The organism is Streptomyces sp. NPDC059201, assembly GCF_042754585.1.
GTDB lineage: Bacteria > Actinomycetota > Actinomycetes > Streptomycetales > Streptomycetaceae > Streptomyces.
This window is the reverse complement of sequence record NZ_JBHZBB010000002.1, coordinates 434936-459354: the sequence shown is the minus strand read 5'-3', so window position 1 is coordinate 459354 and position 24419 is coordinate 434936. Positions and strand designations below refer to the sequence as shown.

The following is a 24419-nucleotide window of genomic DNA, read 5'->3' as shown; positions in this document are numbered from 1 at the left end:
GTGAAGGGGCGTGCGCGCCATGGGGACCTGGGACATCGGACCGTTCGACAACGACACCGCGGCGGACTTCTCGTATCGCGTGGACGAGGCCGCCGAGGGGAAGAAGGCGGACGTGCTGCGCGCGGCCTTCCGGGAGGTGACCGGGACCGGGGAGGAGTACCTGGACGCCGATCTGTCGGTGGAGGCGATCGCGTCCGCCGCGCTGGTGGCGGCGCAGTGCCCTGGCGGGGAGCCGGTCACGACCTCGTACGGGCCGAAGAAGCCGCTGGGCGTCCTGCCTCGGGAGCTGCGGGCCGAGGCCGTCGCCGCGCTGGACCGGGTGCTCGCCGAGCCGTCCGAACTCCTGGAACTGTGGGAGGAGTCGGACGGCGAGGAGTGGAAGGCGGGGGTACGGGCGCTGCGGGGCGTGCTGGCGGGGGCCTGACTCTCGGTCCGGCTTCAGCGGAGGGCCTTCACGTGCACCGCGCTTCCGTACGTGTGGGGGTCCGGTTCCGCCACCTCGAAGCCGGCCGAGGCGAGGATCCCGGTCAGGGCGTCCCGCATGTGCCGGTGGACGGTGGCGTGGTGGCGGATGAGGGGCGGCGGGTCCGCGAAGTCGAAGCCCCGCTCCAGGATGTCGACCGCCGCCGACCTCAGTTCGTCGTCCGTCGCCCAGTCCACGTACACCCCGCCCCCGCCGTCCGCGAGGCGGTCCACATGGACGTCCGCGCCGGGCCGGGCCAGCGGGCCGCCCTCGCGGTCGCCCCGATGGGCGGGCAGTCCGGCGCGCGTCAGTTCGCGGCAGACGCGGTCGGCGAGGTCGTCCCACGCGGCGAGGGTCTCCGGCGGGGCGAGGGGAGGCAGGTCGAAGTCGGGGCTGCTCATCCCGGGGATGCTTCCACAAGCGCAGGCGGCGGTGGGCCGCCTCTTGGACTTCCGTGCGGGTTGTTGGATCCTCGGCCGGTGGTACGGCTCCGAGGGCGGCGGGCGCGTGATCATGGCGGGATGAACGCCGAAGCCTCCCCCGGTCTCCCGCTGCCGCTGCCCCTGGACATGGAGTGGGTCACCGCGCCCGCCTCCTGGTCCCTGGAGGGTGACGTCCTGGCCGTCACCGCCGCCGCCCGCACCGATCTCTTCACCGACCCGCTGGACGGGGGCCGGCGCCAGGACGCCGCGCTCGCGCTGACCGTCCCGCCGGAGGGCGACTGGCAGTTGTCGGCCCGGATGCGCGTCGGGTTCCGGGACGCCTGGGACGCCGGTGCGCTGCTGGTGCTGGCGGACGACGACCACTGGGCGAAGCTGACGTTCGAGCGGGCGCCCGACGGGACGCCGGGCGTCTACTCCGTCGTGACCCGGGGCCGTTCGGACGACGCCGTCGCCGGGCCCGTCACGACGGACGCCCTGTGGCTGCGGATCAGCAGGACCGGCGAGCGGTTCGCCTTCCACTCCTCCGAGGACGGCCATCTCTGGAGCCTGGTACGGCAGTTCACCCTCGGCGACACCGCCACCCTCCCCGCCCCGCGCGTCGGCATCGGAGCGCAGTCGCCCGTCGGAGACGGCTGCCGGGCCGAGTTCGACACCCTCCGCCTCACCCCCACCCCCCTGGCCCACCTCTTCGACGGCCGCTGACGGCGTCGCCCCCGGCGAGCCCCCGCCCGGCGCGGTGGGTTCGCCGTCCACGGCGGGGGGCGTGGTCGGCGTGGGGCTTCCTCGGCCCGGCGTACCTCCTCGACCTCGCCGACGGCCGGGTCGTCGCCGAGCTGCGCGGCGAGCGGGGTGCGACCCCTCGCCGCCACGACCCGTCGCGGTGCCGAGCGCGGCCCACCCGATCCGCTACACGGTCGACACCCGGACCTTCCGCCTCTCCCCTACCGGCGGCGGTTCCTGACCGCGAGCGCCACCGACGCGACCGTCGCGCCGACGGCGGTCACCGCGAGGAGCAGCAGTCCCGGGTTCACCCACACCGGGACGATCTCCTCCCCCGCGCAGACCAGGCTCACGGGCAGCGCGCTGCTGGAGTCGGGCACCACCATGTACCCCGCCTTGAACCAGCATGCGTCCTCCGGCTGGAGGAACGGCATGTAGGAGAGCCCGTACACGTGCAGCGCCCCGCCGAGGAGGAAGGCGAGCACGGCGATCCACGCGGCCTTCTTCGCGGGCGTACGCCGCGGGCGGGGCGGGGCCGGCAGTCCGCCGAGCTCCCGCCGCGCCCGTACGAGCCCCACGTACGTGATCCCCGCCCACGTCGGCAGGACGAGGGCGAGGATCACGATCCCGACGAGGGCCGCCACGGGTCAGTGCCCGACGCGCCCCTCGGCCGCGGCGCTCACGAACGCCGTGAAGGCGGCGGGGCTGGCGAGGAAGGCGGGCCCTTCGGGCCTCTTGGAGTCACGCACGGCCACGTGAGCGACGAGGTCGGCGACCTCGATGCACTCGCCGCCGGTGTCGCCGCTGTACGAGGACTTACGCCAGCGCGCTCCCGCCAGGTTCCGGTTGGTCTCCATAGTGCTCCTCCATGACGCGGGTGATCAGCGCGGTCGAGTCCTCCACCGAGAGAGCGGCCGCTCGGAGCTGATCGTAACGGAGCGACCCGTCCTTGAACGCGGCTGAATCCACGGTCATATGCCCCTGCACGAAGTCCTCGGTGTAGACGAGATCAGGGTCGTCGTCGAAGCGGAGGAGGGTGAAGGAGCCCATCTGTCCTCCGTGAGCGCCGACGGTGAACGGGAGCATCTGGATCTTCACCCACTCACGCTCCTGCATCTCCAACAGGTGGGCCAGTTGATCCCGCATCACCTCCCGCCCGCCGGTTTCCTGGCGCAGCACCGTCTCGCCCATGACGATCCAGAGCAGTGGTGGGTTCTCACGCTCCAGAATCTGCTGACGATCGATCCGGGCGGCGACGAGCCCATCGAGGTCTCTCTCGAACCTGGCGCCCAGGACGGCCCGCGCGTAGCTCTCCGTCTGGAGCAGGCCATGCACCAGCTGCGCCTGGAAGGAGGACAGGTACGTCGCCTTGCCCTCCATCTCCGCGTACGGCCTGAACCACGACGGCAGTTGACTCCGCAGCACCAGGCCGATCAGCCGCGAGAAGGACCCGCCCGTCATCAGCGCGGCATCGAGCCGCTCCGAGAACTCCCTGGTCGGGACCTTTCTCGCCGTCTCGATCTGGCCGACCAGCGAGCCGGTGCAGAAGAGGATGTCGCCGAGCTGCGACTGGCTGAGGCCCGCCTCCTCTCTCAGGCGGCGGAGCTCGTAGCCGAAGTAGTCCAGCGGCGAGGCGCTGGGATCGAGGCTGCGGATGTTGACCATGACGAGGTCACCCCCCAAAGCGTACGCACCGTGGCGTTGCGTTCAGTCCGTAGCCGAGCGTAACGAAGCGGGGCCACTCTGGTGGCATGAATCAAGCAACGGACTTGCATCCCGCGGCACTTGAGGCGAGCTATCGGATGGGGTTCACCGTGGGTGAGCACTCCGCTCGCCACATGCGCCGCATCCTGCACATGTTCCTCATGCGTTGGGGACTCGACCAGATGTCCGATTCCGCCGAGCTGGCGCTGACCGAGCTGGTCGCGAACGTCGTGCGGCACGTGCCGGGGCGCCGGTGCTCGGTGCTGTTCCTGCGGGAGCCGCACGGGCTGCGGGTGGAGGTGGCGGACGGGGTGCCGGGGTCGCTCCACGCGAAGGTCCCGGCGCCGACGGCCGAGGGCGGGCGGGGGCTCGTGCTGGTGGAGGGCGTGACGGACCGGTGGGGGGTGGAGGAGCGGCGGGACGGGAAGACGGTGTGGTTCGAGTGCGACGCGTGAGGCGCGGGTAGGGCACGATGGGCGCCCGTAACGACGTACTACTCGCCAGTAGGAGACCGCGATGTCCGAGCCCAGTGCCGAGATCCTTGCCGCTTTCGAGGCCGCGAAGGGCTTCATGCCCGTCGGGGAGGGCCTGGCGCTGTACGCGGCGGCCGGCGAGGCGGGGAAGCTCGGGCTGCCGCTCCTGGAGGTCGGCACGTACTGCGGGCGGTCGACGATCCTGCTGGCGGACGCGGCGCGGCGGGCGGGGACGGTCGCGGTGACCGTGGACCACCACCGGGGCAGCGAGGAGCAGCAGCCGGGGTGGGAGTACCACGACCCGACCGTGGTGGACCCGGAGGTCGGTGCGATGGACACGCTGCCGACCTTCCGGCGGACGCTGCGGAAGGCGGGCCTGGAGGACCACGTGATCGCGGTGGTGGGCCGGAGCCCGCAGGTCGCGCGGATATGGGCCGGTGAGCTGGGCCTCGTCTTCATCGACGGCGGGCACACGGACGAGCACGCGACGAACGACTACGAGGGCTGGGCCCCCAGGGTCGCCCCCGGGGGCCTGCTGATCATCCACGACGTCTTCCCGGACCCGGCGGACGGCGGCCAGGCGCCGTACCGGATCTATCTGCGCGCGATCGGGTCCGGCGCGTTCGAGGAGATCGCGGTCACGGACTCGCTGCGGGTGCTGCGCCGCACCACCGCCTGAGCCGTGGCCGCCCCCTCCTCTTCCGGGATGCGGGTCACTTGCGCCAGAAGAGGTGGTGCGTGACCCCGCTCGGGCTGGGGACGACGTCCAGGTGGAAGCGGTCGGTCAGCTCCTCCGGCGACTCCCAGAGCTTGAGGCCGCTGCCGAGCTTCACCGGCGAGACGACGACGTGGAGGGTGTCGACGAGGTCGGCGTCCAGGAACGCGCGGATCGTCGTGACGCCGCCGCCGAGGCGTACGTCCTTCCCCTCCGCCGCCTCCTTCGCGCGCTCCAGCGCCGTCGCCGGGTCGGCGTCGAGGAAGTGGAAGGTGGTGTCGGAGAGGGTGAGGGAGGGGCGGAGGTGATGGGTGAGGACGAAGACGGGGGTGTGGAACGGCGGCTCCTCGCCCCACCAGCCCTTCCACTCCTCGTCCTGCCAGGGGCCGCGCTGGGGGCCGAACTTGTTGCGGCCCATGATCTCCGCGCCGATGTTGTGGTGGAAGTCGCGGACGAGGTGGTCGTCGAGCCCGCGGCTGCCGCCGGGGTCGGTGCGGGTGGGCCAGCTCGCGGTGGCTCCGGCCCAGGCGAAGAGCCTGGCCGGGTCGACGTGGCCGAAGGGGCGCTCCAGGGACTGGTCCTCGCCGGCGGCGACGCCGTCGGCGGAGACGTTGAAGTTCTGGACCTTCAGCAGCTGGGTACGGGGCCGGGGGCCGGCGGTCATGAGTGCCTCCTCGATCGGATGTTCCGGAGTCATGACTCCCCCGGCGGCGAAAACTCATCGCGGGGTGCGCGTACGCTACGCAAAGGGGTTTGGCTGTAGTACTACGAGCGGAGTGGTCGCGATGGCGAGACGGAACGACGAGCGGCGCGCCGTGCTCGTGGACGCGGCGATCGAGGTGCTGGCCAGGGAGGGCGCTCGCGGGCTGACCTTCCGGGCGGTGGACACCGAGGCCGGGGTGCCGACCGGGACCGCCTCCAACTACTTCGCCAACCGCGACGACCTCCTCACCCAGGCCGGCGCCCGCGTCTACGAACGGCTCCAGCCCGACGAGGCGACCATGGAGGCGACCCGGACCGCGCCCCGGGACAAGGAGACGTACACCGGAATCATGCGCGAGCTGGTCGGGCGCGTCTCCGCCTTCCGCACCGGCTACCTCGCCCTGCTCGAACTGCGGCTGGAGGCCACCCGCCGGCCCGCCCTCCGCTCGATCCTGACCGAGCGGGTGCGGGCCGACGTCGAGGCCAACGTGAGCTTCCACGAGGCGTCCGGGCTGCCCGGCGACGCCACCGCCGTCAAGCTGCTCATGCTCACCCTGAACTGGCTGATCGTGGAGCAGCTCACCCTCCCCGAGGTCTTCACGGAGGAGGAGCGGGACGCGCTGGTGGCGGCGGCGGTGGACCGGATCGTGCACCCGGCGGCCGGTCTCCCCTAGAACCGCGAGGTGACGTAGAGACAGTTGGTGTAGGTGTAGCCCGGCTGGATCACGGCCTTGCTGTCCTTGGTCTCGCCCGCCCCCGACAGGCTGCCGGTCCGCCGCTGGAGGAAGTAGTACGTGCCCGCCGGCAGCTGGAGCGTCGTCTTCGGGTACTTCGAGGAGGGGCCGCCGCAGGGCTTGGCGTCGGGCTCGACGGCCTCCCGGATGGGGCCGTAGTTGTCGCACGTGCCGCACGCCTTGAGGGTGACCCTCCCGGTGACCGGGCCGGTGTAGAGGAGTTCGACGGCGCCGTCGCCGTCGTTGCTGACCACCATCGGCATACGGGCTCCGCCCGGCACCGTCGCCGACGGCAGCTTCTTCCCGGCCGCCGCCTCGTAGTCCGCGATCTGCGCGGCGATCGAGATGGTGCGGGCGTGGGCCGTCTGCGGGCTCTTCGGATAGTCCTTGGCGTACCGGTCCATGGACCTCTCGGCGTCCGAGAAGTTCCCGTCGCGGAACTGCTTGGTACCGCACGCGAAGACGCCCTTCTGGATGCCCCGGTCCGCGTCCGCGACCGGCCCGCCGAGCGAGAAGCCCTTGAGCTTGGTGGCGTCGGCCCGCTTCGTCCGCACCTTCTCGGTGGTGGCGCACGGGTCGGACGCGGTGCCGTCGGACAGCGGGGCCGCCGCCTTCCGCAGGCCGTCGCCGACGAGGCTCTCGACCTTCGCGATGTACGACGACTCCGGGAAGACCGAGGCGAGTTCGGTGAAGGACTCGTGGGCGGGCTCCGTCGCCTCACGGCCGAGCTCGGCGGCGCCGCACTCGTACAGCGACTGCGCCAGCGGCTCGTCCAGGGCCGCCGCCCGGTCGCCGAGGACTGCCTCGTCCACGGTGTCCGGGAGCGCGCGCAGGTGCTTGAGCGGCGCGACCGCCAGGCAGTAGCTCTTGTCCGTGTACGGCGTCGAGACGGCCGCGAAGTACGCGTCGAGGCGCTCCGGCACGAGCTTGGCGGCGCGGGAGCCGGGGTGTTCGAGCGCCAGCTTCTCGTACGCGTCGAGCGCGGTCTCGTAGTCGGTCTCGGCGAGGTCGAAGCGGATGCCGTCCTGGGACTTCACCAGCTCGTCGGCGGTGGCGAGCCGGGCCAGCAGCGACTGCTGGAACGCCTCCTCGCGCGCCTCCTCGCGGGCCGCCCCGTACGCGACGGTGCCTCCCGCCGGGACGGCGAGCAGCACGACGGCGAGCGGCAGCGCCAGGCGCCGGGCCGTGGCCCCCACCGCGAGCCGCGCCCGCAGCCCCCGCCGGGCCCCGTCGGCCGCGGCGGCCAGCAGGACGACGCCGTACCCGACGAGCACCCCCACCGGCACGCCGTCCGCGTCCGCGGGCAGCGCGAGCAGCAGCAGCGCGGCGGTGGCCACCCAGCAGACCGCCGCCCCGATCCACTGCCGGAGCAGGACATAGCCGAGCCCGAGGCAGGACAGGTTCAGCAGGGCCACCAGGACCGCCTGAAGCGGCCGGGCCTCCCCCTGGCCTCCGCCTCCGCCGGGACGGCCTCCCGGCGGCGCGGCGGGCGGCGGCGGAATCGTCCCCACTCCTCCCCATCCCGGGGCGGTGGCGGGTGCGGGTGTGGGTGCGGGTGCGGGTGCGCCGAAGCCGGCGGACGGCGGCCCGAAGCCGCCGGCCGGCGGCCCGAAGCCGGGTCCGGCGGAGTCGGCGGGCCCGGCGGGTCCGGGCGAGCCGCTGTTCTGGGGCGGGGCCTCCCAGGGGGCCGGGCCGTCGGCGGGGGCCGGGGCGGGCAGCCGGAAGGAGCCCGTGGCCGTGGGGGCCGTACCGGAGCCGTCCCCGGAGGCGGCGGAGCCCGTACCGGATTCGCCACTGCCGCGCGCGGGTCTGAATCTGATGGTTCCGGTGGGCTCGTCGGCCGGTCTGTCGGCCGGTCCGTCGGCCGGTCCGTCGGTCGGTTCGTCCGTGGGATCGGGCTTGTTCAGGTGCAGATTGGGCGGCGCGTCCTGAGGACGCGCGTCGTTCGGTTCTTCCCCCACCGGTTCCCCCTCGTGGGTCCAGGCGCGGTGACACCTCCACGCCGCTCCGTGCACCTACCCTTCCGCCCGCCCGGACACGCGTCCACCGGTTTGCCGGTGCGGTGACCGAGCCGGTACATCCGATCCGCGGTTTCGGCCGGAAGAGGGCCTAGAGTCTCCGGGTGCCGTACCACCAGAGCAACCACAGGAACCCCGGGAACCCCGTGAAGCGCTGTCTGCCCGCCGCCCTCGCGGCTCTCGTCTGCTCCGCCGCGCTCGCCGGGTGCGGTGCGGCCTCCGAGGCCGCTCAGGGCAGCGCGGGGCCGGACTCCGCGGCCACGACGCCCGGCCCGGCCCGTACCCCGACGGCTCCTGCCCCGACCGCCACACCCACCCCCCTCCCCCTCTCCCTCGCCGGTCGGACCGTCGTCATCGACCCCGGGCACAATCCGGGGAACTTCCGGCATGTGCGGGAGATCGGGCGGAAGGTGGACATCGGGACGGCCCACAAGGAGTGCGACACCACCGGGACCGCGACGAACGGCTCCGGGGGGAAGGACGCCTACACGGAGGCCGCCTTCACGCTCGACGTCTCGCACCGGCTGCGGAAGCTGCTGGAGGCGCGCGGCGCCGAGGTCGTTCTGACGCACGACGCGGACCGGCCGTACGGGCCCTGCATCGACGAGCGGGCGGAGATCGGGAACGAGGCGGCGGCCGACGCCGTCGTCTCCGTGCACGCGGACGGCTCCGGGACGGGGAACCGCGGGTTCCATGTGATCGTGCCCGCGCGGGTGAAGGAGGGGGCCGCCGACACCGCTCCCATCGTGGCGCCGTCGCGCACCCTCGGGGAGCGCATCGTGACCGCTTTCGCCCGGACGACCGGAACCTCCCCCGCCAACTACCTCGGCGGTGGCACCGGGTTGGACGTCCGCGCCGATCTCGGAGGTCTCAATCTGTCAACAGTGCCCAAGGTCTTCGTCGAATGCGGCAATATGCGTGATCCGAAGGACGCCGCACTGCTGACGTCCGGGGTGTGGCGGCAGAAGGCGGCCCAGGGCATCGCCGACGGCATCGTGACCTACCTCAAGGGGTAGAACCCGCGAGCGATAGATTCGCTCCGTACGATGGGGCCGCCCCCGTGCCAAGAACCGGCGCCTGCCCGACGCGACGACGACCCGACGAAGGATTCTTACGTGAATATCCGCTCCCTCACCCGAGGCGATGGCGTGCTGATCGGTGCTGCGGTGGTGCTGTTCATCGCCTCGTTCCTCGACCTCAACGAAGGTTGCGACCCCACGCCCGCACTGCCCGACGCGTGCAAGTACTACACCAGCGTGAACTCGTGGGAGCTCTCGCAGCTCGGCTGGGGCACCTTCTTCCTCGGCATCGCCGGAGCGGCGCTCGTCGTCCTCTCGCACGGCCTGCCGCAGCCGCGCAAGGTCCTGGGTCTGGAGCTCGGCCAGGTCGGAGTCGCCTTCACGGTGGCCTCGGCGTGGACCATGCTCATGTGGATCTTCGAGTCCGACAGCTCCGGCGCCGGCCTCATCCTCGGCCTGATCGCCTCGCTCATCCTGGCCGCCGCCGCGGTGGCCGCGCCCATGATCCCCGCCCTCAAGGCCCCGCTCGTCGGCGCCCCGCGTCCGCCGGCCCCGCAGCCGTACGGCGCGCAGCCCGGCCAGCCGGGTGTCGCCGGTGGTGGCTACGGCTACCCGGGCGTCCAGCAGGGCCAGCAGCCCTACCCGGCCCCGCACGACGCGTCGCAGGGCGGGCAGCCCTTCGGCCAGCCGCAGCCGCCGGCCCCGCACCAGCCAGAGCCGCAGGCCCCGGCGCAGGGCGGCTCCGAGTTCACGCCGTTCTGGTTCGCCGTGCCGGTCGCCCGCGCGCTGTACGCGGAGGACGGCTCCGGTTCGCAGATCGCCGAACTGGCCCCCGGCACCTGGTACCTGGCCGTGGAGCAGCGCGGCCAGGCGCTGATCGCGCAGACGCAGGACGGGCGCCGTGGCGTCCTCCAGGACGCCACGGGCATCCAGCGCGGCTGAGCCCCGCGGGCGAGTTCCCCGATCCACCCAGCGGCCCCCCGACCGGAAGCACTTCCGGTCGGGGGGCCGCTGTCGTACAGTCCCCCGGACCGCATGGAACTGACGGAGCGTCAGAAGGGAGTCCGGTCATGCGCCTGGGACTCGCGCTCGGCTACTGGGGCCGCGGCCCCTCCCCCGCCCACCTGGAGCTCGCGCGCGAGGCGGAGCGGCTGGGCTACGACTCGGTGTGGACGGCGGAGGCGTGGGGCTCGGACGCCTTCACCACCCTCACCTGGATCGCCGCCCACACCAGCCGGATCGGGCTCGGCACGGCGGTGGCGCAGATGGCGGCCCGCACCCCGACCGCGACGGCGATGCAGGCGCTCACCCTGGACCACCTGTCCGGCGGCCGGATGCGGCTCGGCCTCGGGCTCTCCGGACCGCAGGTGGTGGAGGGCTGGTACGGCCGCCCGTTCCCCCGCTCGCCGCTGACCGCGACCCGCGAGTACGTGGACGTGATCCGGCAGGTGCTGCGGCGCGAGGCGCCGGTCACCCTCGCGGGACGGCACCACTCCTTCCCGTACGCGGGCGAGGACGGCACCGGTCTCGGCAAGCCCCTCAAGCCGATCACCCACCCGCTCCGCGCGGACCTGCCGGTCCTGCTGGGCGCCGAGGGCCCGAAGAACATCGCGCAGACGCTGGAGATCGCCGACGGCTGGCTGCCGCTGTACTGGTCGCCCCGCCGCCGGCGCGAGGTGTACGCCCTGCCGGAGCACCTCCCCGAGGGCTTCCGGGTCGCGCCGATGGTGCGCGCCCAGGTCTGCGACGACGTGGCGAAGGGCCTGCTGCCGGTGAAGGCGATGCTGGGCTTCTACATCGGCGGCATGGGGCACGCGAGCCGTAACTTCCACGCCGACCTGATGGCGCGCATGGGCTACGAGGCCGAGGCGCGCCACATCCAGGACCTCTTCGCCGAGGGCCGCCGCGAGGAGGCCGTCCTGTCCGTCCCCGACGCCTTCGCCGACGAGATCTCCCTGGTGGGCCCGAGGCACCGGATCGCGGAGCGCCTCGACGAGTGGCGCACCGGACCGGTGACGGACCTCCTGGTCACGGCCCCGGACCTGGAGACCCTGCGGACGCTGGCGGAGCTCTCCTCGTAGGGCTCAGCGGGTCGCGAGCCTCGTAGGGCTCAGCGGGTCGCGACCGAGGCCAGGTCGATGACCTCGTCGAGGATGGTGCGGGAGCGGGTCAGGTCGGCGATCAGCGTGTCGATGCGGGTGCGCTCGGCGGTCAGCTCGTCGACCAGCTGCGACGTGGCGATCTCGCTGGGCGCGCCGTCCGCGTCGCGCATGCAGGGCAGCAGCTGGGCGATCTTGCGGCTGTTCAGGCCGGCCGCGTACAGGGCCTGGATGCGGATGACGCGGTCCACCGCCCACTCGCCGTACCGGCGCTGGCCACCGGGGGTGCGCTCGGAGCGCAGCAGGCCCTGCGTCTCGTAGTAGCGCAGGGACCGCTCGCTCACTCCGCTGCGGCCGGCCAGTTCACCGATGCGCATCCGCCACCCCGTCCGCCGGAAGATAAGGACTTGAACCTGACACTGGTGTCAACTCCTACGGTACCCGCATGACGAACGCACCGGTCTCCTCCCGCCTCTTCGAGTCCACCACCCTCGGTTCCCTGGACCTGCCCAACCGGCTGGTGATGGCGCCCATGACCCGCAACCGCGCCACCGCCGACGGCGTCCCCCGGGACCTGATGGCCACCTACTACGCCCAGCGGGCCACCGCGGGCCTGATCATCGCCGAGGCGTCCACGCCGAACGCGGTCGGCCAGACGTACGCGCACATCACCGCCATCCACAGCGACGCCCACGTGGCCGGCTGGCGCCGGGTCACCGACGCGGTGCGGGACGCGGGCGGGCGGATGTTCCTCCAGCTCCAGCACGGCGGCCGGGTCGGCCACCCCGACAACAGCGGGCACGTGCCCGTCGCCCCCTCGCCGGTCGCGCTGCCGGAGGGCATCCACACGCCGGGCGGGCACCGGGAGGGCGTCGTCCCCCGCGAGCTGACCGCCGGGGAGATCCGGGAGACCGTCGCCGACTTCGCCGCCGCCGCGCGCCGGGCCGTCGACGCGGGCTTCGAGGGCGTCGAGGTGCACGCCGCCAACGGGTATCTGCTCCACCAGTTCCTGGCGAAGAACACGAACCGGCGCACGGACGCGTACGGCGGGTCGGTCGAGAACCGGATCCGGTTCGTCGTCGAGGTCGTCCGGGCCGTGGTCGACGCCGTCGGCGCCGAGCGGGTCGGGGTGCGGATCGCGCCGGGGCTCACGGTCAACGGCATCGAGGAGGGCGACACGGAGGCCCTGTACGAGGCGCTCGTCCCCGCCCTCGCCGCGCTCGGCCCCGCCTACCTGCACGTGGTCTTCGCCGACCCGGAGCAGCCGCTCTTCCGGTGGATCCGGTCGGCCTGGCCGCGCACGCTGATCGCCAACCCGGTGCTCGGCTTCGGCGGGCCCCTCCCCGCCGACGGCGGGAAGGGGGCGGCCGAGCGGCTGCTCGCGGCCGGCGCCGACCTGATCTCGCTGGGCCGCCCGTTCCTGGCCAACCCCGACCTGGTGGAGCGGCTGCGCACGGGCGGGCCGATCAACCCGCTGCGGGAGAAGGGCCTGATGTACTCGGGCGACGCGGAGGGCTACACGGACTACCCGACGCTGGCCGAGTCCGCCGCCCTCGCCCTCGTGTGAGAGGGCATCACCCGCCGCTGAGCTGGGAGGCCGAGGGGACCTTGTCGACCACCTCGGCACCGGCGGACTTGCCGGCGTCCTTGATGTCGTTGATGACGCCTTCCAGGCCGCCGACGCCCGCCGCGTCGATCTCGCCCTTGCGGAGCTTCGTACCAAGGTCCTTGAGGGACTCGATGCCCGCGGAGAGCGGGGCGACGGCCTTGGACAGGAGCGGGTCGCCCTTGGCGTTGTTCACCGCGGCCTTGAGCCGGTTGTAGGTGAACGCGCCGGCGAGGCCCGCCTTGACGAGGGCGAAGGTGCGCCCGTCGGCGCCCTTCTTGAACTTGCCGGCCTTGTACGGCTTCACGATCCACTGGTACGCGGCTCCGGCGGCGAGTCCGGCGTTCGCGACGAACCGGGTCTTCGCCAGCTTCTGCTGCTCGAAGGTGCTCGACGCCGAGGGGCTGGAGGCCGTACTCACGCTCTGGGTGGTGTCGGCCCCGCACGCGGCGGTGGTGAGCAGCAGCGTGCAGGACAGCAGCAGCGCGACGACGCCGCGGGTCAGGCTTCTGGGCACAGCGGAACCTCCCTGGGACTGGTCCCGCCAGCCTCACCCCGCCCCCGCCACCCCGCCATCCGGGCGACGCCGTCCGTGCGACGCCGTCCGGGTGCGTCACTCCGCGCAGCAGTCCGGGGGCAGGCCCGTGGGGAGGGTCTCGCCGCCGAAGACGGCGACGGTGGCCTGTTCGCCGCCGAGGGCCGCGACGGCCAGGAGGAGGGAGCCCGCGGTCCAGGCGGTCTGCTCCTCGGGCCAGACCGCCGGCTCGTGCCCGTCGGCGCCCTCGTACACGTACCCCGTCCAGTACAGGCCGTTCGGGGCGCGCAGGTGGCCGATGTCCTGGAGGACGGTGAGGGCCCGGTCGGACTCCCCCGTCGCCCAGAGGGCGAGGGCGAGTTCGCAGCTCTCGCCGCCGGTGACCCACGGGTTGGGGACGACGCAGCGGACGCCGAGGCCCGGGACGACGAACTCGTCCCAGCGCTCGTCGATACGGGCCTTCGCCTCGGCGCCGGTGACGGCGCCGCCGAGGACCGGGTAGTACCAGTCCATCGAGTAGCGGGACTTGTCGAGGAAGCGCTCGGGGTGGCGGCGGATCGCGTGGGCCAGGGACCCGGCCGCGAGCTCCCAGTCCGGCTGCGGCTCCTCGCGGGCGTCGGCGATGGCGAGGGCGCAGCGCAGGGCGTGGTGGATGGAGGAGGAGCCGGTGAGGAGGGCGTCGGTGACGGGGGTGCCGTCGGGCTCGCGCTTCCAGCCGATCTGGCCGCCGGACTGCTGGAGCCCGAGGACGAACTCGACCGCCGCGTAGACGACCGGCCACACCCGGTCGAGGAAGGCGTCGTCGCCGGTCGACAGGTAGTGGTGCCAGACGCCGACGGCTATGTATGCGGTGAAGTTGGACTCCTTGCCGCGGTCGGTGACGTCGTCCGGGTCGCCGTCCTGGTAGGCCGCGTACCAGGAGCCGTCGCCGTTCTGGTGCCGGGCGAGCCAGGCGTAGGCGCGGGCGGCGGCCTCGTGCTCGCCCGCGGTGTCCAGGGCCATGGCGGCCTCGGTGTGGTCCCAGGGGTCGAGGTGGTGGCCCCGGAACCACGGGATGGCGCCGTCCTCGCGCTGGGCGGCGAGGATGCCGGCGACGGTGGAGGCGGCCTGCTCGGCGGTGAGGACGCCGGGCAGGACCAGGTGCTCCGCGATCCGCTCGGGAGAGGTCACTTGGCGGCGTCCACGGCGTCGGCCTTCGGGAGGTGGGGCTTGGTCGCGTAGGCGACGAAGCTCTTGCCGACGACCGGGTTGAGCAGCTGCTCGGCGACCCGGGTCAGGGCGGGCTTCTTCATGATGTCCCAGACCAGGAGCTTGTGGTACGCCCTGACCGGCAGCGCCTTGTCGTTGTCGACGCCGAAGGCGCACTTCAGCCACCAGTACGGCGAGTGCAGGGCGTGCGCGTGGTGGGTGCCGTACGGCTTGAGGCCGGCCTGGCGGATCTTGGCGAGGAGTTCGTCGGCCTTGTAGATGCGGATGTGGCCGCCCTCGACCTCGTGGTACGCGTCGGAGAGCGTCCAGCAGATCTTCTCGGGGCCGTAACGGGGGACGGTGATGGCGATCCGGCCGCCGGGCTTGAGGACGCGGACCATCTCGGCGAGGACGCCCTTGTCGTCCGGGATGTGCTCCATCACCTCGGAGATGATGACGACGTCGAAGGAATCGTCGGGGAACGGCAGGTTGAGCGCGTCGCCCTCCATCGCGGTGGCGGTGGCGCCCGCCGGGGCCTCGCCGGCCTCCTTCATGGCGGCGAACCACTTGGCGACCTCGCGGATCTCCTCGCCGTTCTGGTCCAGCGCCACGACCTGGGCGCCACGCCGGTAACACTCGAAGGCGTGCCGCCCCGCACCGCAGCCCAGATCGAGCACACGGTCGCCAGGAGCGAGCGGGAAGCGGGTGAAGTCGACGGTCAGCACGAGGCCCTGCTTTCGCGGTTGGAGTCTGGTTGTGGGCAGGCGTTCCGCTGGGCGGAACGGGTGGGCACAACCTGCCCACCGGGCCGCACCCGGCGATGACGGCGAGGTGTCACCGGCGAACCCCGGCAGCCTGCCGGACCAGCGCCTCCCGGTACAGCTCAGCGGTCCCCTGGGCCGCGCGGGCCCAGGTGAACTTGGACAGCACCCGCTCCCGCCCCGCCTGACCCAGCCGCGCCCGCAGCCCCGCATCCCCCAGCATCCGCCCCAGCCCCGCCGCCAGCGCCCCCGCGTCGCCGGTCGGCACGGCGAGGCAGGTCTCGCCGTCGGGCCCGGCGACCTCGGGGATCGCCCCGCCGGTCGTGGCGACGAGCGGCGTACCGGTGGCCATGCCCTCCGCCGCGGGCAGCGAGAAGCCCTCGTAGAGGGAGGGGACGCAGGCGACCTCGGCCGAGCGGTAGAGGTCGACGAGCTCCGCGTCGCTGATGCCCTTCACGAAGCGGACGGCGCCGTCGAGGCCGTACCGCTCGATGGCCTGGGCGACCGGCCCGTCCTCAGCGCGCTTGCCGACGACGACGAGGTGCGCGTCGGGCCGCTCGGTGCGGAGCTTGGCGAGCGCCTCGATGAGGAAGACGAGGCCCTTGAGGGGGACGTCGGCGCTGGAGGTGGTGACGATGCGGCCGGGGACCTCGGCGACGGAGGGGTCCGGGGACCACAGCTCGGTGTCGGCGCCGATGTGCACGACGCGGACGCGGTCCTCGCGGACGCCGAGGTGCTCGACGATCTCCTGGCGGGAGGTGCCGGAGACGGTGAGGACGGACGGCAGCCGGCGGGCGACGCGCTTCTGCATGCGGGTGAAGCCGTACCAGCGGCGGACGGAGGCGCGGCGCTTCCAGTCGGCGGCGGCGTCGAGGTCGAGCCGCCGGTCGACGGTGATGGGGTGGTGGATCGTGGTGACCAGCGGGGCGCCGATCGCGCGGGGGCCGCCGAGGAGTCCGTACCCGAGGGTCTGGTTGTCGTGGATCACGTCGAAGTCGCCGCGACGGGCGGCGAGGGTGCGGCGGGCGCGCAGCGAGAAGGTCAGCGGCTCCGGGAAGCCGCCGGTCCACATGGTGGCGACCTCCAGGGCGTCGATCCAGTCGCGGTACTCGTCGCGCTTGGGCGTCCGGAAGGGGTCGGGCTGGCGGTAGAGGTCGAGGCTGGCGATCTCGCTGAGCGTGACGCCCTCGTCGAGCGTCGGGTACGGCTGCGAGCCGAAGACCTCGACGATGTGGCCCAGCCGGGCCAGCTCGCGGGAGAGGTGGCGGACGTAGACGCCCTGACCGCCGCAGAAGGGATTGCCCTTGTACGTCAGGAGAGCGATCCGCAACGGACCGTCACCGGGTGGGGCGGCACCCTGTCGGGGGTTCGCCTCTATGGCCTCAGCGGTCATGCGCGACCCCCTTCGAGCGTGCGTTTCGCGCGAGCGTAACCGCTCGCGCTAATGTAGAACAAGTTACAGACTTGATCGTTCTCGACGCCTCTCGACGCCTCTCGACGCGCTTTCCGCGTGTCGTCCGATCCATCGGGAGGCACCGAATCTACCGGCAGGTAGCTTCGGCGTGAGCGCCGGAACAGGTGATTCGCGCCACCCGGCCGCGGAGGTTCGCGCCACGGCCGTCCTCCGCCATACTGGCGCTCCCCACCGCACGGAACGGGACCCCGATGACCGCAGAGAGCAGAGCGGACCACCGCCCCTCCGCCACGCCGCCCCTGACGGAGCGGCAGGAGGCGCGCCGCCGTCGCATCCTCGACGCCAGCGCCCAGCTCGCCGCCCGCGGCGGCTTCGACGCGGTGCAGATGCGGGAGGTCGCGGAGGCGGCCGGAGTCGCCCTCGGGACGCTGTACCGCTACTTCCCGTCCAAGATCCACCTGCTCGTCGCGACCATGCAGGACCAGCTCCAGCACATGCACACCACGCTCCGGAAGCGGCCCCCGGCCGGCGCGGCCCCCGCGGAGCGCGTGGCGGAGACCCTGATGCGGGCCTTCCGCGCGCTCCAGCGCGAGCCGCAGCTCGCCGACGCGATGGTCAGGGCGCTGACCTTCGCCGACCGCAGCGTGAGCCCCGAGGTCGACACGGTCTCGCGCCTGACGACCGCGATCATCCTCGACGCGATGGGCGCGGAGCAGCCGACCCCGGAGCAACTGTCGGCCGTCCGCGTCATCGAACACACCTGGCACTCGGCCCTCATCACGTGGCTGTCCGGGCGCGCCTCGATCGCCCAGGTCAAAATCGACATCGAAACAGTCTGCCGCCTGATCGACCTGACGGCCCCGGAACGGCCCCCCGCCCGTCAGTGACCGGAGCCCTCGCCGTACGGGAGGACTGCCTCCCACCCGGTGGACTGCTTCACGCACGCGTCCTCCGTGGCGCTCAGGGTGATCGTTCCGCGTGCGCGTCAGCCCACCGGGTCCCGGACCTTGTCCCTGAGCCCGGTCTTCTCCATGCACGCGTCGTCGTACGCCACGACGCCGAGCGTCCCCTCGCCGTCACCGACCCCGCTCCGGAACTCGGCCACCAGGGTCCATCCCCGCTGCTTGAAGACCTCCTGAGGGTTGACGGCCTCGTACTGGTTCCCGTTCTTGGCGAACCGCCAGGCGCGCTCGCCCAGTCCGTCCACCACCGCCTCGTACAGGGCGAGGTCGGCCGGGTGCTCCCCATCGCCGAAGCCCTTGTAGTACACCGCGCACCCGAGGAGCATCTCCTTCTCTATCCGCTCGGCGAACTCTCGCTCGTCCGGCGGCGCGTCCGCGGCCTTCAGCGCGCCCTCGACGTCCGCCCGCACCACGTCCTTCGTGAGCGGTCCGGTCCCCGCCGGGCGCGGCGGGACGGGGACCGGGGCCCCCTTCTGCGGCTCCCCCGCCCCGCAGCCCGCCGTCGCCAGCGACGCCGCCACGGCCAAGGCCGCCATGGCGGCCCGTCTCTTCCCGTTCTTCCCTCGCATGTGCGTTCCCTCCCCAGGTCACGGGGGCGTTCGTCCCGTGATCAGGGGAGGAGTGTGGCACGAGGGCCGGCGGGCTAGTCCTCCGGTGGGTAGACCGGTTCGCCGCCGTCCGCGAGGGTGATGAGGATGGCCTCGACGGGGCAGCCCTCGGCCGCCGCGAGGAGGCGTTCGCCCGCGTCGGTTTCCGGGGTGACCGGGTGGGACTGGCGGGCGGTGTCGAGGCGGAAGCCTTCCGGGGCGTGGTTGACGCACAGGCCGGAGCCGATGCAGACGGCCCGGTCGACCTCCAGGTGCCAGCGGTCGCCCATCAGTTGCCCCCCGAACCCTCGTACCCGCCCGGGAGGTGGATCATCTTGTGCTCCAGGTACTCGGAGAAGCCCTCGGGACCGAACTCGCGGCCCACACCGGAGTTCTTGTAGCCGCCGAAGGGGCCGAGCATGTCGAGGCTGAAGGTGTTGACGTTGAAGGTGCCGGTGCGGACCTGGCGGGCGAAGTCGATGCCGTGCTCGACGTCGCCGGTCCAGACGCTGCCGCTGAGCCCGTACTCGGAGTCGTTGGCGACCCGCAGGGCCTCGGCCTCGTCCCCGTACGGCAGGAGACAGACGACCGGGCCGAAGATCTCCTCGCGGGCGATCCGCATCGAGTTGTCGACGTCGCCGAAGAGCGTCGGCTCGACGTACCAGCCGCGGTCGAGCCCGTCCGGGCGGCCGCCGCCGGTGAGGACCTTCGCGCCCTCCGCCTGCCCGATGCCGATGTAGTCGAGCGAGCGCTGCTGCTGGCGGCGGGCGACGAGCGGCCCGACCTGGGTGGCGGGGTCGAGCGGGTCGCCGACGACGAGCGCGGAGGCCGCGGCGGACAGCGCCTCGGCGATCTCCTCGTACCGGGAGCGGGGGGCGAGGACCCGGGTCTGGGCCACGCACGCCTGTCCGTTGTTCATCCACGCGGCCGGGACGATCCCGGCGACCGCCGTCGCCACGTCGGCGTCCGGGAGGATCACCGCCGCCGACTTGCCGCCGAGTTCGAGCGTGACGCGGGTGAGGTTGCGCGAGGCGACCTCCATCACGCGCTTGCCCGCGGCGACCGAGCCGGTGAAGGACACCTTGTCGACGCCGGGGTGCCCGACCAGGTACTCGCTGACCTCGCGGTCGGCGGGCAGGATCGAGAGCACCCCCTCCGGCAGCCCCGCCTCCGCGGCGATCTCGCCGAGCAGGTACGAGTCGAGCGGCGACTCCGGCGAGGGCTTGAGGATCGCGGTGCAGCCGGCGAGCAGCGCCGGTCCCAGCTTGGCGGCGGCGGTGAACTGCGGCACGTTCCACGGCACGACCGCGGCGACCACCCCGACCGGCTCGCGCCGCACGAGCAGCGGGCCGAGGACCCCGCCGCGCCGCTCCTCGAAGACGAAGCCGCGGGCCACGGTGATGGCCGAGTCCCACACCATCATCGCGCCGAGCGCCTGCGCGAGGACGGACCAGGAGTACGGGGAGCCGTTCTGCGCGCTGATCGAACGGGCCAGCTCCTCGTGCCGGACCGCGATCGCGTCCTTGATCCGGGAGACGACCTCGATCCGCTCCTCCAGGCTCATCCGCGGCCAGGGCCCCTCGTCGAAGGCCCGCCGTGCCGCCGCGACGGCCCGGTCGACGTCCGCGCGCGAGGCGTGCGGGACGCGTCCGATGACCTCCTCGGTGTGCGGCGAGATCACCTCGATGGAGGCGTCGCCGAGCGGATCGGTCAACTCCCCGCCGATGAACAGCTTTCCGTGCTCCACAAGCTCGCTCATGCCGGTCGCCTCCCGGGGGTATCTGACGGTGTATCAGAACTGATATCAGTTCTAGATATGGTCGGCAATGGTCGTACCGGTACGCAGAGATGAGGACGCTCATGACGCAGGTGACCGAGCACGGCGGTGGCGTCTGGTCGCTGCGGGTGCCCATCCCGGACAACCCGCTGGGCCACACCCTGGTCCACGTCCTCGACACCGACCGGGGCCCGGTCCTCGTCGACACCGGCTGGGACGACCCCGATTCGTGGAGCGAACTCACCGCCGGGCTGGGCGCGTTGGGGATCGGCGTACGGGACGTCCACGGGGTCGTCATCACCCACCACCACCCCGACCACCACGGACTGTCCGGCCGGGTCCGGGAGGAGTCCGGGGCCTGGATCGCCATGCACGCCGCCGACACCGCCGTCGTCCGCCGCACCCGCGAGTCCGACCCCGCCACCTGGCTCGACTACCTCGCCCGCAAGCTCGCCGCCGCCGGCGCCCCCGAGGACCACCTCGCCCCGCTGCGCGCCGCCCGCTCCGGCGGCCGGATGCGCACCCTGCCCGGCCTCGGCGCGGCCCTCCCCGACCGGGAGATCGTCCCCGGCGAACTCCTCGACCTCGCCGGGCGCAGGCTCCGCGCCGTCTGGACCCCCGGCCACACCCCCGGCCACGTCTGCCTCCACCTGGAGGAACAGCACCCCGCCGGACTCCCCGGCCACGGCCGGCTCTTCTCCGGCGACCACCTGCTGCCGGGCATCTCCCCGCACATCGGCCTCTACGAAGACCCCGACGACGCCACGGTGACCGACCCCCTCGGCGACTACCTCGACTCGCTGGAGCGGATCGGACGGCTCGGCGTCGCCGAGGTCCTCCCCGCCCACCAGCACGCCTTCCCCGACGCCGCCGGACGGGTCCGCGAACTCCTCGACCACCACGAGGACCGGCTCACCGGACTCCTCGCCCTCCTCACCACCCCCCTCACCCCGTGGCAGCTCGCCGAGCGCATGGAGTGGAACCGCCCCTGGGACCGCATCCCGTACGGCTCCCGCAACATCGCCGTCAGCGAGGCCGAGGCCCACATCCGCCGCCTGGTCAAGCTGGGCCGCGCGGAGGCCGTGACGGGGACGGAGCCGGTGGCGTACGTGGCGGTGTGACGCGGCCTGCGCGTGGCGGTGTGACGCGGCTGTCGCGTGGCGGTGTGACGCGGCTCGCACGCCCGGGGAGCGGGTCCTACGGGCCGGTAGAGTGGCCCGGTCGTCTTCATGCCCGAGCAGGGGAAAGCCGGTGCGAATCCGGCGCTGACCCGCAACCGTGAGCCGTTCGGAAGAACAGTGAGTCGGAACGCCCTGCCCCGGGACGTGAGCGCCGGCACCGTCGAGGAATACGGCGCCGGACGCGGGCCCCGCGCGGGGCACCGGTGTCCGGTGCCCGCACGAGAGGCACACATGATCAGCGTCCGTCGCGCCGCCGCCGCGCTCACCGCAGCGGCAGCCGTGCTCGCCACCGCCGCGACCGGAACGGCCTCCGCCGCGCCCTCGCCGAGCGCTTCCGCCGCCGCGCTCCCGCCCGGTCTGTACGGCAAGAGCGACCCGACGTACGACGGCGTCTGGCGCCAGTCGCTCGCCTTCCTCGCCCAGCGCGCCACCGGCTACCAGCCCGCCGACCAGGCCGTGGACTGGCTGCTCGGCCAGCAGTGCGCGGACGGCTCCTTCGCCTCGTACCGCGCGGACACCACGAAGCCGTGCGACGCCAAGACGATGCGGGACTCCAACGCCACCGCCGTCGCCCTCCAGGCGCTCGGCGCGGTCCGCCGCGAGGCCGCCGACCCGACGAAGATCGACACCGCGGTCAAGGCCGGCTACGGCTGGCTGCGCGGCGTACAGAACAAGGACGGCGGCTGGAGCTACACCCCCGGCGGCCCCAGCGACGCCAACTCGACCTCCATCGTCGTCAGCGCGCTCGCCGCGTCGGGCGTCAAGCCCGGTTCGTACACCTCGGCCGAGGGCCGCACCCCGTACGACGCGCTGCTCGCGCTCGCGCTGCCCTGCTCCGACGACGAGGGGCCGGGCGCCTTCGCGTACCAGCCCGACAAGGCGGGCAAGCTGCTCGCCAACGCGGACGCGACCGCCGCGGCCACCCTCGCCGGGCTCGGCAAGGGCATCACCGCCGTCAAGGCCACCCCGCCGCAGGCCCCGACCTGTGTCGACCTCTCCGAGCCGACCGTCGAGCGGGCCGCCCTCAACGGCGCCTCCTACCTCGCCAAGGCGCTCGTGCAGACCGGCCACCTCACCACCCCGCCGCTGCCCGGCGCCACCGACACCGAGCCGAAGCCGGACTTCGGCAACACCGCCGACGCCGTCGTCGCCCTCGCCGCCGCCGGCACCGCCCGCCTCGCGGAGCCCGCGCTCCAGTGGCTGGAGCAGAACGCGGCCCCCTGGGCGAAGGAGTCCGGCCCCGCCGCCTACGCCCAGCTGATCCTCGCCGCGCGCGCGATGGAGGCCGACCCGCACGAGTTCGGCAAGGAGGACCTGGTCGAGGCGCTGAACGCGACCGGCCCCGCGCCCAAGACCCCCGACGTCTCCGCCGCCTCCACCGAGGACGAGGACGACGACTCCTTCCTCGGCTTCGACGTGTGGTGGATCATCGGCATCGGCATGGTCGCCGGCGTCGGCATCGGCTTCCTCCTGAGCGGCCGCAAGAAGTGACGCGCCCGGGTTCCCGGCGGACCGCCGCCGGGGCGCTCGCCTGCGGGACGGCCGGGCTGCTGCTCGCCCTCGGCGCGGCGGCCCCCGCCCAGGCGGCGGGCTACCGGTACTGGTCGTACTGGCAGGCCGACGCCGGGAAGTGGACGTACGCCACCCAGGGCCCCGCGATCTCCCGGCCCGCCGACGGCGACGCCATCGGCTTCCGCTTCGCGCTCAGCGAGGACTCCGCCGACGCGACCAGGCCGACCGCCGCGCCCGACTTCGGCGCGATCTGCGCGGACGTCGAGAAGAAGCCCGGTACGAAGCGGATCGCGGTCGTCGTCGACTTCGGCACCCCGAAGGACGCGCCCTCCGGCGAGACCCCGCCGAAGGACTCCCCGACGACCGGCTGCGCCGGCGTCGCCGAGAACGGCACCGGCGCGGACGCCCTCGCGGCCGTCGCCAAGCCGCTGCGCTACGACAGCTCCGCCATGCTCTGCGGCATCGCGGGCTACCCGAAGCAGGGCTGCGGCGAGGCCGTCGCCGACCCCGCGACCTCCGCCACCGCCCCGAAGGCGGCCGCGGACGACAACGGCGGCGGCCCCTCGCTCGGCGTCCTCGTCGGCGGCGGCGCCGTCCTCGCCCTCGGCGCCGCGGCCGTGTGGAAGTCCCGCCGCCGCGCATGAGGCGAGGGGGCACGGCGGATGAGGTCACCCGGGTCAGCTGGTGGGCGCGGCTTCACGCACCCGTCGCGGACCGGGGGAACGCGCTGCACCCGGGGGCCTGGTGGCTGTGGGCCCTCGGGCTCGCCGTCGCCGCCTCCCGGACCACCAACCCGCTGCTGCTCGGCCTGATCGTCGGCGTCGCCGGTTACGTGGTGGCGGCGCGCCGCACCGACGCGCCGTGGGCCCGTTCGTACGGCGCCTTCGTCAAGCTCGGACTGTTCGTCGTCGCCCTGCGGATCGTCTTCTCGGTGGTCCTGGGCTCCCCGATCCCGGGCTCGCACGAGGTGTTCACGCTGCCGGAGCTGCCGCTGCCGGACTGGGCGCAGGGGATAAGGATCGGCGGCCGGGTGACCGCCGAGCAGCTCGTCTTCGCGCTGTACGACGGGCTCAAGCTGGCGGCCCTGCTGATCTGCGTGGGCGCGGCCAACGCGCTCGCCAACCCGGCGCGGCTCCTGAAGTCGCTGCCGGGGGCGCTGTACGAGGCCGGGGTCGCCGTCGTCGTGGCGATGACCTTCGCGCCGAACCTGGTCGCGGACGTGGTCCGGCTCCGCACCGCCCGGCGGCTGCGCGGCCGGCCCACGGGCGGGGTGCGGGCGGTGCTCCAGATCGGGCTGCCGGTCCTGGAGGGCGCGCTGGAGCGGTCGGTCGCGGTCGCGGCGTCGATGGACGCGCGCGGCTACGGACGCACCGCCCAGGTCCCGCCGGCCGTCCGCCGCACGACCAACGTCCTGACCCTCGGCGGCCTGCTGGGCGTCTGCGCGGGCTCGTACGGCCTCCTGGCCGCGCAGGGCGCCGGTTACGGGCTCCCGCTGCTCGCCGCCGGACTCCTCGCTGCGGTGGCCGGCCTCCGCCTGGGCGGCCGCCGCAGCGTCCGCACCCGCTACCGCCCCGACCGCTTCGGCCCCCGCTCCTGCCTGGTGGCCGCCTCCGGCATCACCGTGGCCACCCTCATGATCCAGGCCAACACCTACGCCCACGCCGCCCTCCACCCGGGCGTCGTCCCCCTGACCACCCCGGAACTCCCCCTCTGGCCGGCCCTCTCGATCCTCCCGGCCCTCCTGCCGGCGCTGATCGCCCCCGTACCGCCGGCGCGTGAGGAGTCGTCCGCGTGATCCGCCCGGAA

28 protein-coding genes and 1 riboswitch are annotated in these 24419 nt (G+C 73.3%); of the genes, 14 read left to right on the top strand and 14 right to left on the bottom strand.

All coding sequences use genetic code 11. From position 1 onward, the window contains the following. The first annotated feature begins 19 nt into the window (after nucleotides 1-19). Nucleotides 20-424 carry a DUF4259 domain-containing protein gene (locus ACFXMG_RS07925; protein ID WP_383830371.1) on the top strand — a complete coding sequence of 135 codons (405 nt, stop codon included), beginning with the start codon at nucleotides 20-22 and terminating at the stop codon, nucleotides 422-424. A 14-nt stretch (nucleotides 425-438) separates the two neighbouring features. On the opposite strand, the gene ACFXMG_RS07920 is transcribed toward ACFXMG_RS07925, so the two are convergent. Further along, entirely contained in the window at nucleotides 439-864 is a 426-nt protein-coding gene (locus ACFXMG_RS07920; protein WP_383830369.1) for a hypothetical protein, read from the bottom strand. A 120-nt stretch (nucleotides 865-984) separates the two neighbouring features. On the opposite strand from ACFXMG_RS07920, the gene ACFXMG_RS07915 reads away from it, so the two are divergent. Next, nucleotides 985-1608, top strand: a complete 624-nt coding sequence (locus ACFXMG_RS07915; protein WP_383830366.1) for a DUF1349 domain-containing protein — start codon at nucleotides 985-987, stop codon at nucleotides 1606-1608. A 239-nt stretch (nucleotides 1609-1847) separates the two neighbouring features. On the opposite strand, the gene ACFXMG_RS07910 is transcribed toward ACFXMG_RS07915, so the two are convergent. The 3 genes from ACFXMG_RS07910 to ACFXMG_RS07900 are packed head-to-tail and all read right to left on the bottom strand — an operon-like array spanning nucleotide 1848 to nucleotide 3291. Next, nucleotides 1848-2270, bottom strand: coding sequence for a hypothetical protein (locus tag ACFXMG_RS07910; protein WP_383830363.1), 423 nt, complete (start codon nucleotides 2268-2270; stop codon nucleotides 1848-1850). Nucleotides 2271-2273: 3 nt separating this feature from the next. After that, entirely contained in the window at nucleotides 2274-2483 is a 210-nt protein-coding gene (locus tag ACFXMG_RS07905; RefSeq protein ID WP_383830360.1) for a DUF397 domain-containing protein, read from the bottom strand. Next, nucleotides 2443-3291: a helix-turn-helix domain-containing protein gene (locus ACFXMG_RS07900; RefSeq protein ID WP_383830357.1), complete on the bottom strand. Its 849-nt coding sequence runs from the start codon at nucleotides 3289-3291 to the stop codon at nucleotides 2443-2445. Before ACFXMG_RS07900 ends, ACFXMG_RS07905 begins: the two co-directional genes overlap by 41 nt. A 173-nt stretch (nucleotides 3292-3464) precedes the next feature. Between ACFXMG_RS07900 and ACFXMG_RS07895 the strand changes: the two genes are divergently transcribed. Both ACFXMG_RS07895 and ACFXMG_RS07890 read left to right on the top strand, forming a co-directional pair. Next, nucleotides 3465-3785, top strand: coding sequence for an ATP-binding protein (locus tag ACFXMG_RS07895; RefSeq protein WP_383830355.1), 321 nt, complete (start codon nucleotides 3465-3467; stop codon nucleotides 3783-3785). A 61-nt stretch (nucleotides 3786-3846) separates the two neighbouring features. Beyond that, the gene (locus ACFXMG_RS07890; protein WP_383830352.1) at nucleotides 3847-4482 is read left to right on the top strand and encodes a class I SAM-dependent methyltransferase; all 636 of its coding nucleotides are present in this window, start codon (nucleotides 3847-3849) and stop codon (nucleotides 4480-4482) included. A 34-nt stretch (nucleotides 4483-4516) separates the two neighbouring features. Here ACFXMG_RS07890 and ACFXMG_RS07885 read toward each other — a convergent pair whose 3' ends face one another. After that, complete coding sequence (locus tag ACFXMG_RS07885) at nucleotides 4517-5182, bottom strand: dihydrofolate reductase family protein (protein ID WP_383830349.1); 666 nt, start codon at nucleotides 5180-5182, stop codon at nucleotides 4517-4519. 121 nt (nucleotides 5183-5303) lie between these two features. Between ACFXMG_RS07885 and ACFXMG_RS07880 the strand changes: the two genes are divergently transcribed. Beyond that, nucleotides 5304-5894 (top strand): TetR/AcrR family transcriptional regulator, encoded by a 591-nt coding sequence (locus ACFXMG_RS07880; protein WP_383830346.1) that lies wholly within the window; start codon nucleotides 5304-5306, stop codon nucleotides 5892-5894. On the opposite strand, the gene ACFXMG_RS07875 is transcribed toward ACFXMG_RS07880, so the two are convergent. Further along, nucleotides 5891-7915 carry a hypothetical protein gene (locus ACFXMG_RS07875; RefSeq protein WP_383830343.1) on the bottom strand — a complete coding sequence of 675 codons (2025 nt, stop codon included), beginning with the start codon at nucleotides 7913-7915 and terminating at the stop codon, nucleotides 5891-5893. The genes ACFXMG_RS07880 and ACFXMG_RS07875 overlap by 4 nt on opposite strands. Before the next feature lie 161 nt (nucleotides 7916-8076). Here ACFXMG_RS07875 and ACFXMG_RS07870 point away from each other — a divergent pair, with 161 nt between their 5' ends. From ACFXMG_RS07870 to ACFXMG_RS07860, 3 genes are all read left to right on the top strand, one after another. Beyond that, nucleotides 8077-8988, top strand: coding sequence for an N-acetylmuramoyl-L-alanine amidase (locus ACFXMG_RS07870; RefSeq protein WP_383830340.1), 912 nt, complete (start codon nucleotides 8077-8079; stop codon nucleotides 8986-8988). A gap of 99 nt (nucleotides 8989-9087) precedes the next feature. Next, the gene (locus ACFXMG_RS07865; RefSeq protein ID WP_383830337.1) at nucleotides 9088-9933 is read left to right on the top strand and encodes a DUF5336 domain-containing protein; all 846 of its coding nucleotides are present in this window, start codon (nucleotides 9088-9090) and stop codon (nucleotides 9931-9933) included. A gap of 128 nt (nucleotides 9934-10061) precedes the next feature. After that, entirely contained in the window at nucleotides 10062-11072 is a 1011-nt protein-coding gene (locus ACFXMG_RS07860) for an LLM class F420-dependent oxidoreductase (protein ID WP_383825951.1), read from the top strand. Between the two features lie 29 nt (nucleotides 11073-11101). On the opposite strand, the gene ACFXMG_RS07855 is transcribed toward ACFXMG_RS07860, so the two are convergent. Beyond that, complete coding sequence (locus ACFXMG_RS07855; RefSeq protein WP_383825954.1) at nucleotides 11102-11467, bottom strand: MerR family transcriptional regulator; 366 nt, start codon at nucleotides 11465-11467, stop codon at nucleotides 11102-11104. Nucleotides 11468-11535: 68 nt separating this feature from the next. On the opposite strand from ACFXMG_RS07855, the gene ACFXMG_RS07850 reads away from it, so the two are divergent. Next, nucleotides 11536-12657 (top strand): alkene reductase, encoded by a 1122-nt coding sequence (locus ACFXMG_RS07850; RefSeq protein WP_383825957.1) that lies wholly within the window; start codon nucleotides 11536-11538, stop codon nucleotides 12655-12657. A gap of 7 nt (nucleotides 12658-12664) precedes the next feature. On the opposite strand, the gene ACFXMG_RS07845 is transcribed toward ACFXMG_RS07850, so the two are convergent. From ACFXMG_RS07845 to ACFXMG_RS07830, 4 genes are all read right to left on the bottom strand, one after another. Further along, entirely contained in the window at nucleotides 12665-13213 is a 549-nt protein-coding gene (locus ACFXMG_RS07845; protein ID WP_383825959.1) for a hypothetical protein, read from the bottom strand. A gap of 96 nt (nucleotides 13214-13309) precedes the next feature. Then, nucleotides 13310-14401 (bottom strand): prenyltransferase, encoded by a 1092-nt coding sequence (locus ACFXMG_RS07840; protein WP_383825962.1) that lies wholly within the window; start codon nucleotides 14399-14401, stop codon nucleotides 13310-13312. Next, nucleotides 14398-15144 carry a class I SAM-dependent methyltransferase gene (locus ACFXMG_RS07835; protein ID WP_383825964.1) on the bottom strand — a complete coding sequence of 249 codons (747 nt, stop codon included), beginning with the start codon at nucleotides 15142-15144 and terminating at the stop codon, nucleotides 14398-14400. Before ACFXMG_RS07835 ends, ACFXMG_RS07840 begins: the two co-directional genes overlap by 4 nt. Before the next feature lie 109 nt (nucleotides 15145-15253). Further along, nucleotides 15254-16573, bottom strand: coding sequence for a glycosyltransferase family 4 protein (locus ACFXMG_RS07830; RefSeq protein ID WP_383825967.1), 1320 nt, complete (start codon nucleotides 16571-16573; stop codon nucleotides 15254-15256). A 272-nt stretch (nucleotides 16574-16845) separates the two neighbouring features. On the opposite strand from ACFXMG_RS07830, the gene ACFXMG_RS07825 reads away from it, so the two are divergent. Then, a complete protein-coding gene (locus tag ACFXMG_RS07825) occupies nucleotides 16846-17481 on the top strand; it encodes a TetR family transcriptional regulator (RefSeq protein ID WP_383825970.1) in 636 nt (211 codons plus the stop codon). A gap of 98 nt (nucleotides 17482-17579) precedes the next feature. On the opposite strand, the gene ACFXMG_RS07820 is transcribed toward ACFXMG_RS07825, so the two are convergent. The 3 genes from ACFXMG_RS07820 to ACFXMG_RS07810 all read right to left on the bottom strand — a co-directional run bounded on the left by ACFXMG_RS07820 (nucleotide 17580) and on the right by ACFXMG_RS07810 (nucleotide 19902). Then, the gene (locus ACFXMG_RS07820) at nucleotides 17580-18092 is read right to left on the bottom strand and encodes a hypothetical protein (RefSeq protein WP_383825973.1); all 513 of its coding nucleotides are present in this window, start codon (nucleotides 18090-18092) and stop codon (nucleotides 17580-17582) included. A 107-nt stretch (nucleotides 18093-18199) separates the two neighbouring features. Next, on the bottom strand, nucleotides 18200-18433 hold the full coding sequence (locus ACFXMG_RS07815) for a ferredoxin (RefSeq protein WP_383825976.1): 234 nt from the start codon (nucleotides 18431-18433) through the stop codon (nucleotides 18200-18202). Continuing rightward, complete coding sequence (locus ACFXMG_RS07810; RefSeq protein ID WP_383825979.1) at nucleotides 18433-19902, bottom strand: aldehyde dehydrogenase; 1470 nt, start codon at nucleotides 19900-19902, stop codon at nucleotides 18433-18435. Before ACFXMG_RS07810 ends, ACFXMG_RS07815 begins: the two co-directional genes overlap by 1 nt. Nucleotides 19903-20003: 101 nt before the next feature. On the opposite strand from ACFXMG_RS07810, the gene ACFXMG_RS07805 reads away from it, so the two are divergent. From ACFXMG_RS07805 to ACFXMG_RS07790, 4 genes are all read left to right on the top strand, one after another. Then, nucleotides 20004-21041 carry an MBL fold metallo-hydrolase gene (locus tag ACFXMG_RS07805; RefSeq protein ID WP_383825982.1) on the top strand — a complete coding sequence of 346 codons (1038 nt, stop codon included), beginning with the start codon at nucleotides 20004-20006 and terminating at the stop codon, nucleotides 21039-21041. A 76-nt stretch (nucleotides 21042-21117) separates the two neighbouring features. Further along, nucleotides 21118-21255: riboswitch (cobalamin riboswitch) on the top strand. A gap of 77 nt (nucleotides 21256-21332) precedes the next feature. Beyond that, entirely contained in the window at nucleotides 21333-22592 is a 1260-nt protein-coding gene (locus ACFXMG_RS07800) for a prenyltransferase/squalene oxidase repeat-containing protein (protein ID WP_383825985.1), read from the top strand. Beyond that, complete coding sequence (locus ACFXMG_RS07795) at nucleotides 22589-23257, top strand: SCO2322 family protein (RefSeq protein WP_383825988.1); 669 nt, start codon at nucleotides 22589-22591, stop codon at nucleotides 23255-23257. Before ACFXMG_RS07800 ends, ACFXMG_RS07795 begins: the two co-directional genes overlap by 4 nt. Beyond that, the gene (locus tag ACFXMG_RS07790) at nucleotides 23254-24408 is read left to right on the top strand and encodes an energy-coupling factor transporter transmembrane component T (RefSeq protein ID WP_383825991.1); all 1155 of its coding nucleotides are present in this window, start codon (nucleotides 23254-23256) and stop codon (nucleotides 24406-24408) included. The genes ACFXMG_RS07795 and ACFXMG_RS07790 overlap by 4 nt, the downstream gene beginning before the upstream one ends. Nucleotides 24409-24419: the final 11 nt, after the last annotated feature.

Coding starts and splice junctions, on each gene's coding strand:
- ACFXMG_RS07920 (WP_383830369.1), bottom strand. CDS start 864: ATGAGCAGCCCCGACTTCGACCTGCCTCCCCTCGCCCCGCCGGAGACC.
- ACFXMG_RS07925 (WP_383830371.1), top strand. CDS start 20: ATGGGGACCTGGGACATCGGACCGTTCGACAACGACACCGCGGCGGAC.
- ACFXMG_RS07895 (WP_383830355.1), top strand. CDS start 3,465: ATGCGCCGCATCCTGCACATGTTCCTCATGCGTTGGGGACTCGACCAG.
- ACFXMG_RS07890 (WP_383830352.1), top strand. CDS start 3,847: ATGTCCGAGCCCAGTGCCGAGATCCTTGCCGCTTTCGAGGCCGCGAAG.
- ACFXMG_RS07900 (WP_383830357.1), bottom strand. CDS start 3,291: ATGGTCAACATCCGCAGCCTCGATCCCAGCGCCTCGCCGCTGGACTAC.
- ACFXMG_RS07850 (WP_383825957.1), top strand. CDS start 11,536: ATGACGAACGCACCGGTCTCCTCCCGCCTCTTCGAGTCCACCACCCTC.
- ACFXMG_RS07810 (WP_383825979.1), bottom strand. CDS start 19,902: ATGAGCGAGCTTGTGGAGCACGGAAAGCTGTTCATCGGCGGGGAGTTG.
- ACFXMG_RS07860 (WP_383825951.1), top strand. CDS start 10,062: ATGCGCCTGGGACTCGCGCTCGGCTACTGGGGCCGCGGCCCCTCCCCC.
- ACFXMG_RS07825 (WP_383825970.1), top strand. CDS start 16,846: ATGACCGCAGAGAGCAGAGCGGACCACCGCCCCTCCGCCACGCCGCCC.
- ACFXMG_RS07815 (WP_383825976.1), bottom strand. CDS start 18,433: ATGGGCGACCGCTGGCACCTGGAGGTCGACCGGGCCGTCTGCATCGGC.
- ACFXMG_RS07830 (WP_383825967.1), bottom strand. CDS start 16,573: ATGACCGCTGAGGCCATAGAGGCGAACCCCCGACAGGGTGCCGCCCCA.
- ACFXMG_RS07915 (WP_383830366.1), top strand. CDS start 985: ATGAACGCCGAAGCCTCCCCCGGTCTCCCGCTGCCGCTGCCCCTGGAC.
- ACFXMG_RS07790 (WP_383825991.1), top strand. CDS start 23,254: ATGAGGCGAGGGGGCACGGCGGATGAGGTCACCCGGGTCAGCTGGTGG.
- ACFXMG_RS07880 (WP_383830346.1), top strand. CDS start 5,304: ATGGCGAGACGGAACGACGAGCGGCGCGCCGTGCTCGTGGACGCGGCG.
- ACFXMG_RS07855 (WP_383825954.1), bottom strand. CDS start 11,467: ATGCGCATCGGTGAACTGGCCGGCCGCAGCGGAGTGAGCGAGCGGTCC.
- ACFXMG_RS07820 (WP_383825973.1), bottom strand. CDS start 18,092: ATGGCGGCCTTGGCCGTGGCGGCGTCGCTGGCGACGGCGGGCTGCGGG.
- ACFXMG_RS07800 (WP_383825985.1), top strand. CDS start 21,333: ATGATCAGCGTCCGTCGCGCCGCCGCCGCGCTCACCGCAGCGGCAGCC.
- ACFXMG_RS07905 (WP_383830360.1), bottom strand. CDS start 2,483: ATGGAGACCAACCGGAACCTGGCGGGAGCGCGCTGGCGTAAGTCCTCG.
- ACFXMG_RS07805 (WP_383825982.1), top strand. CDS start 20,004: ATGACGCAGGTGACCGAGCACGGCGGTGGCGTCTGGTCGCTGCGGGTG.
- ACFXMG_RS07885 (WP_383830349.1), bottom strand. CDS start 5,182: ATGACCGCCGGCCCCCGGCCCCGTACCCAGCTGCTGAAGGTCCAGAAC.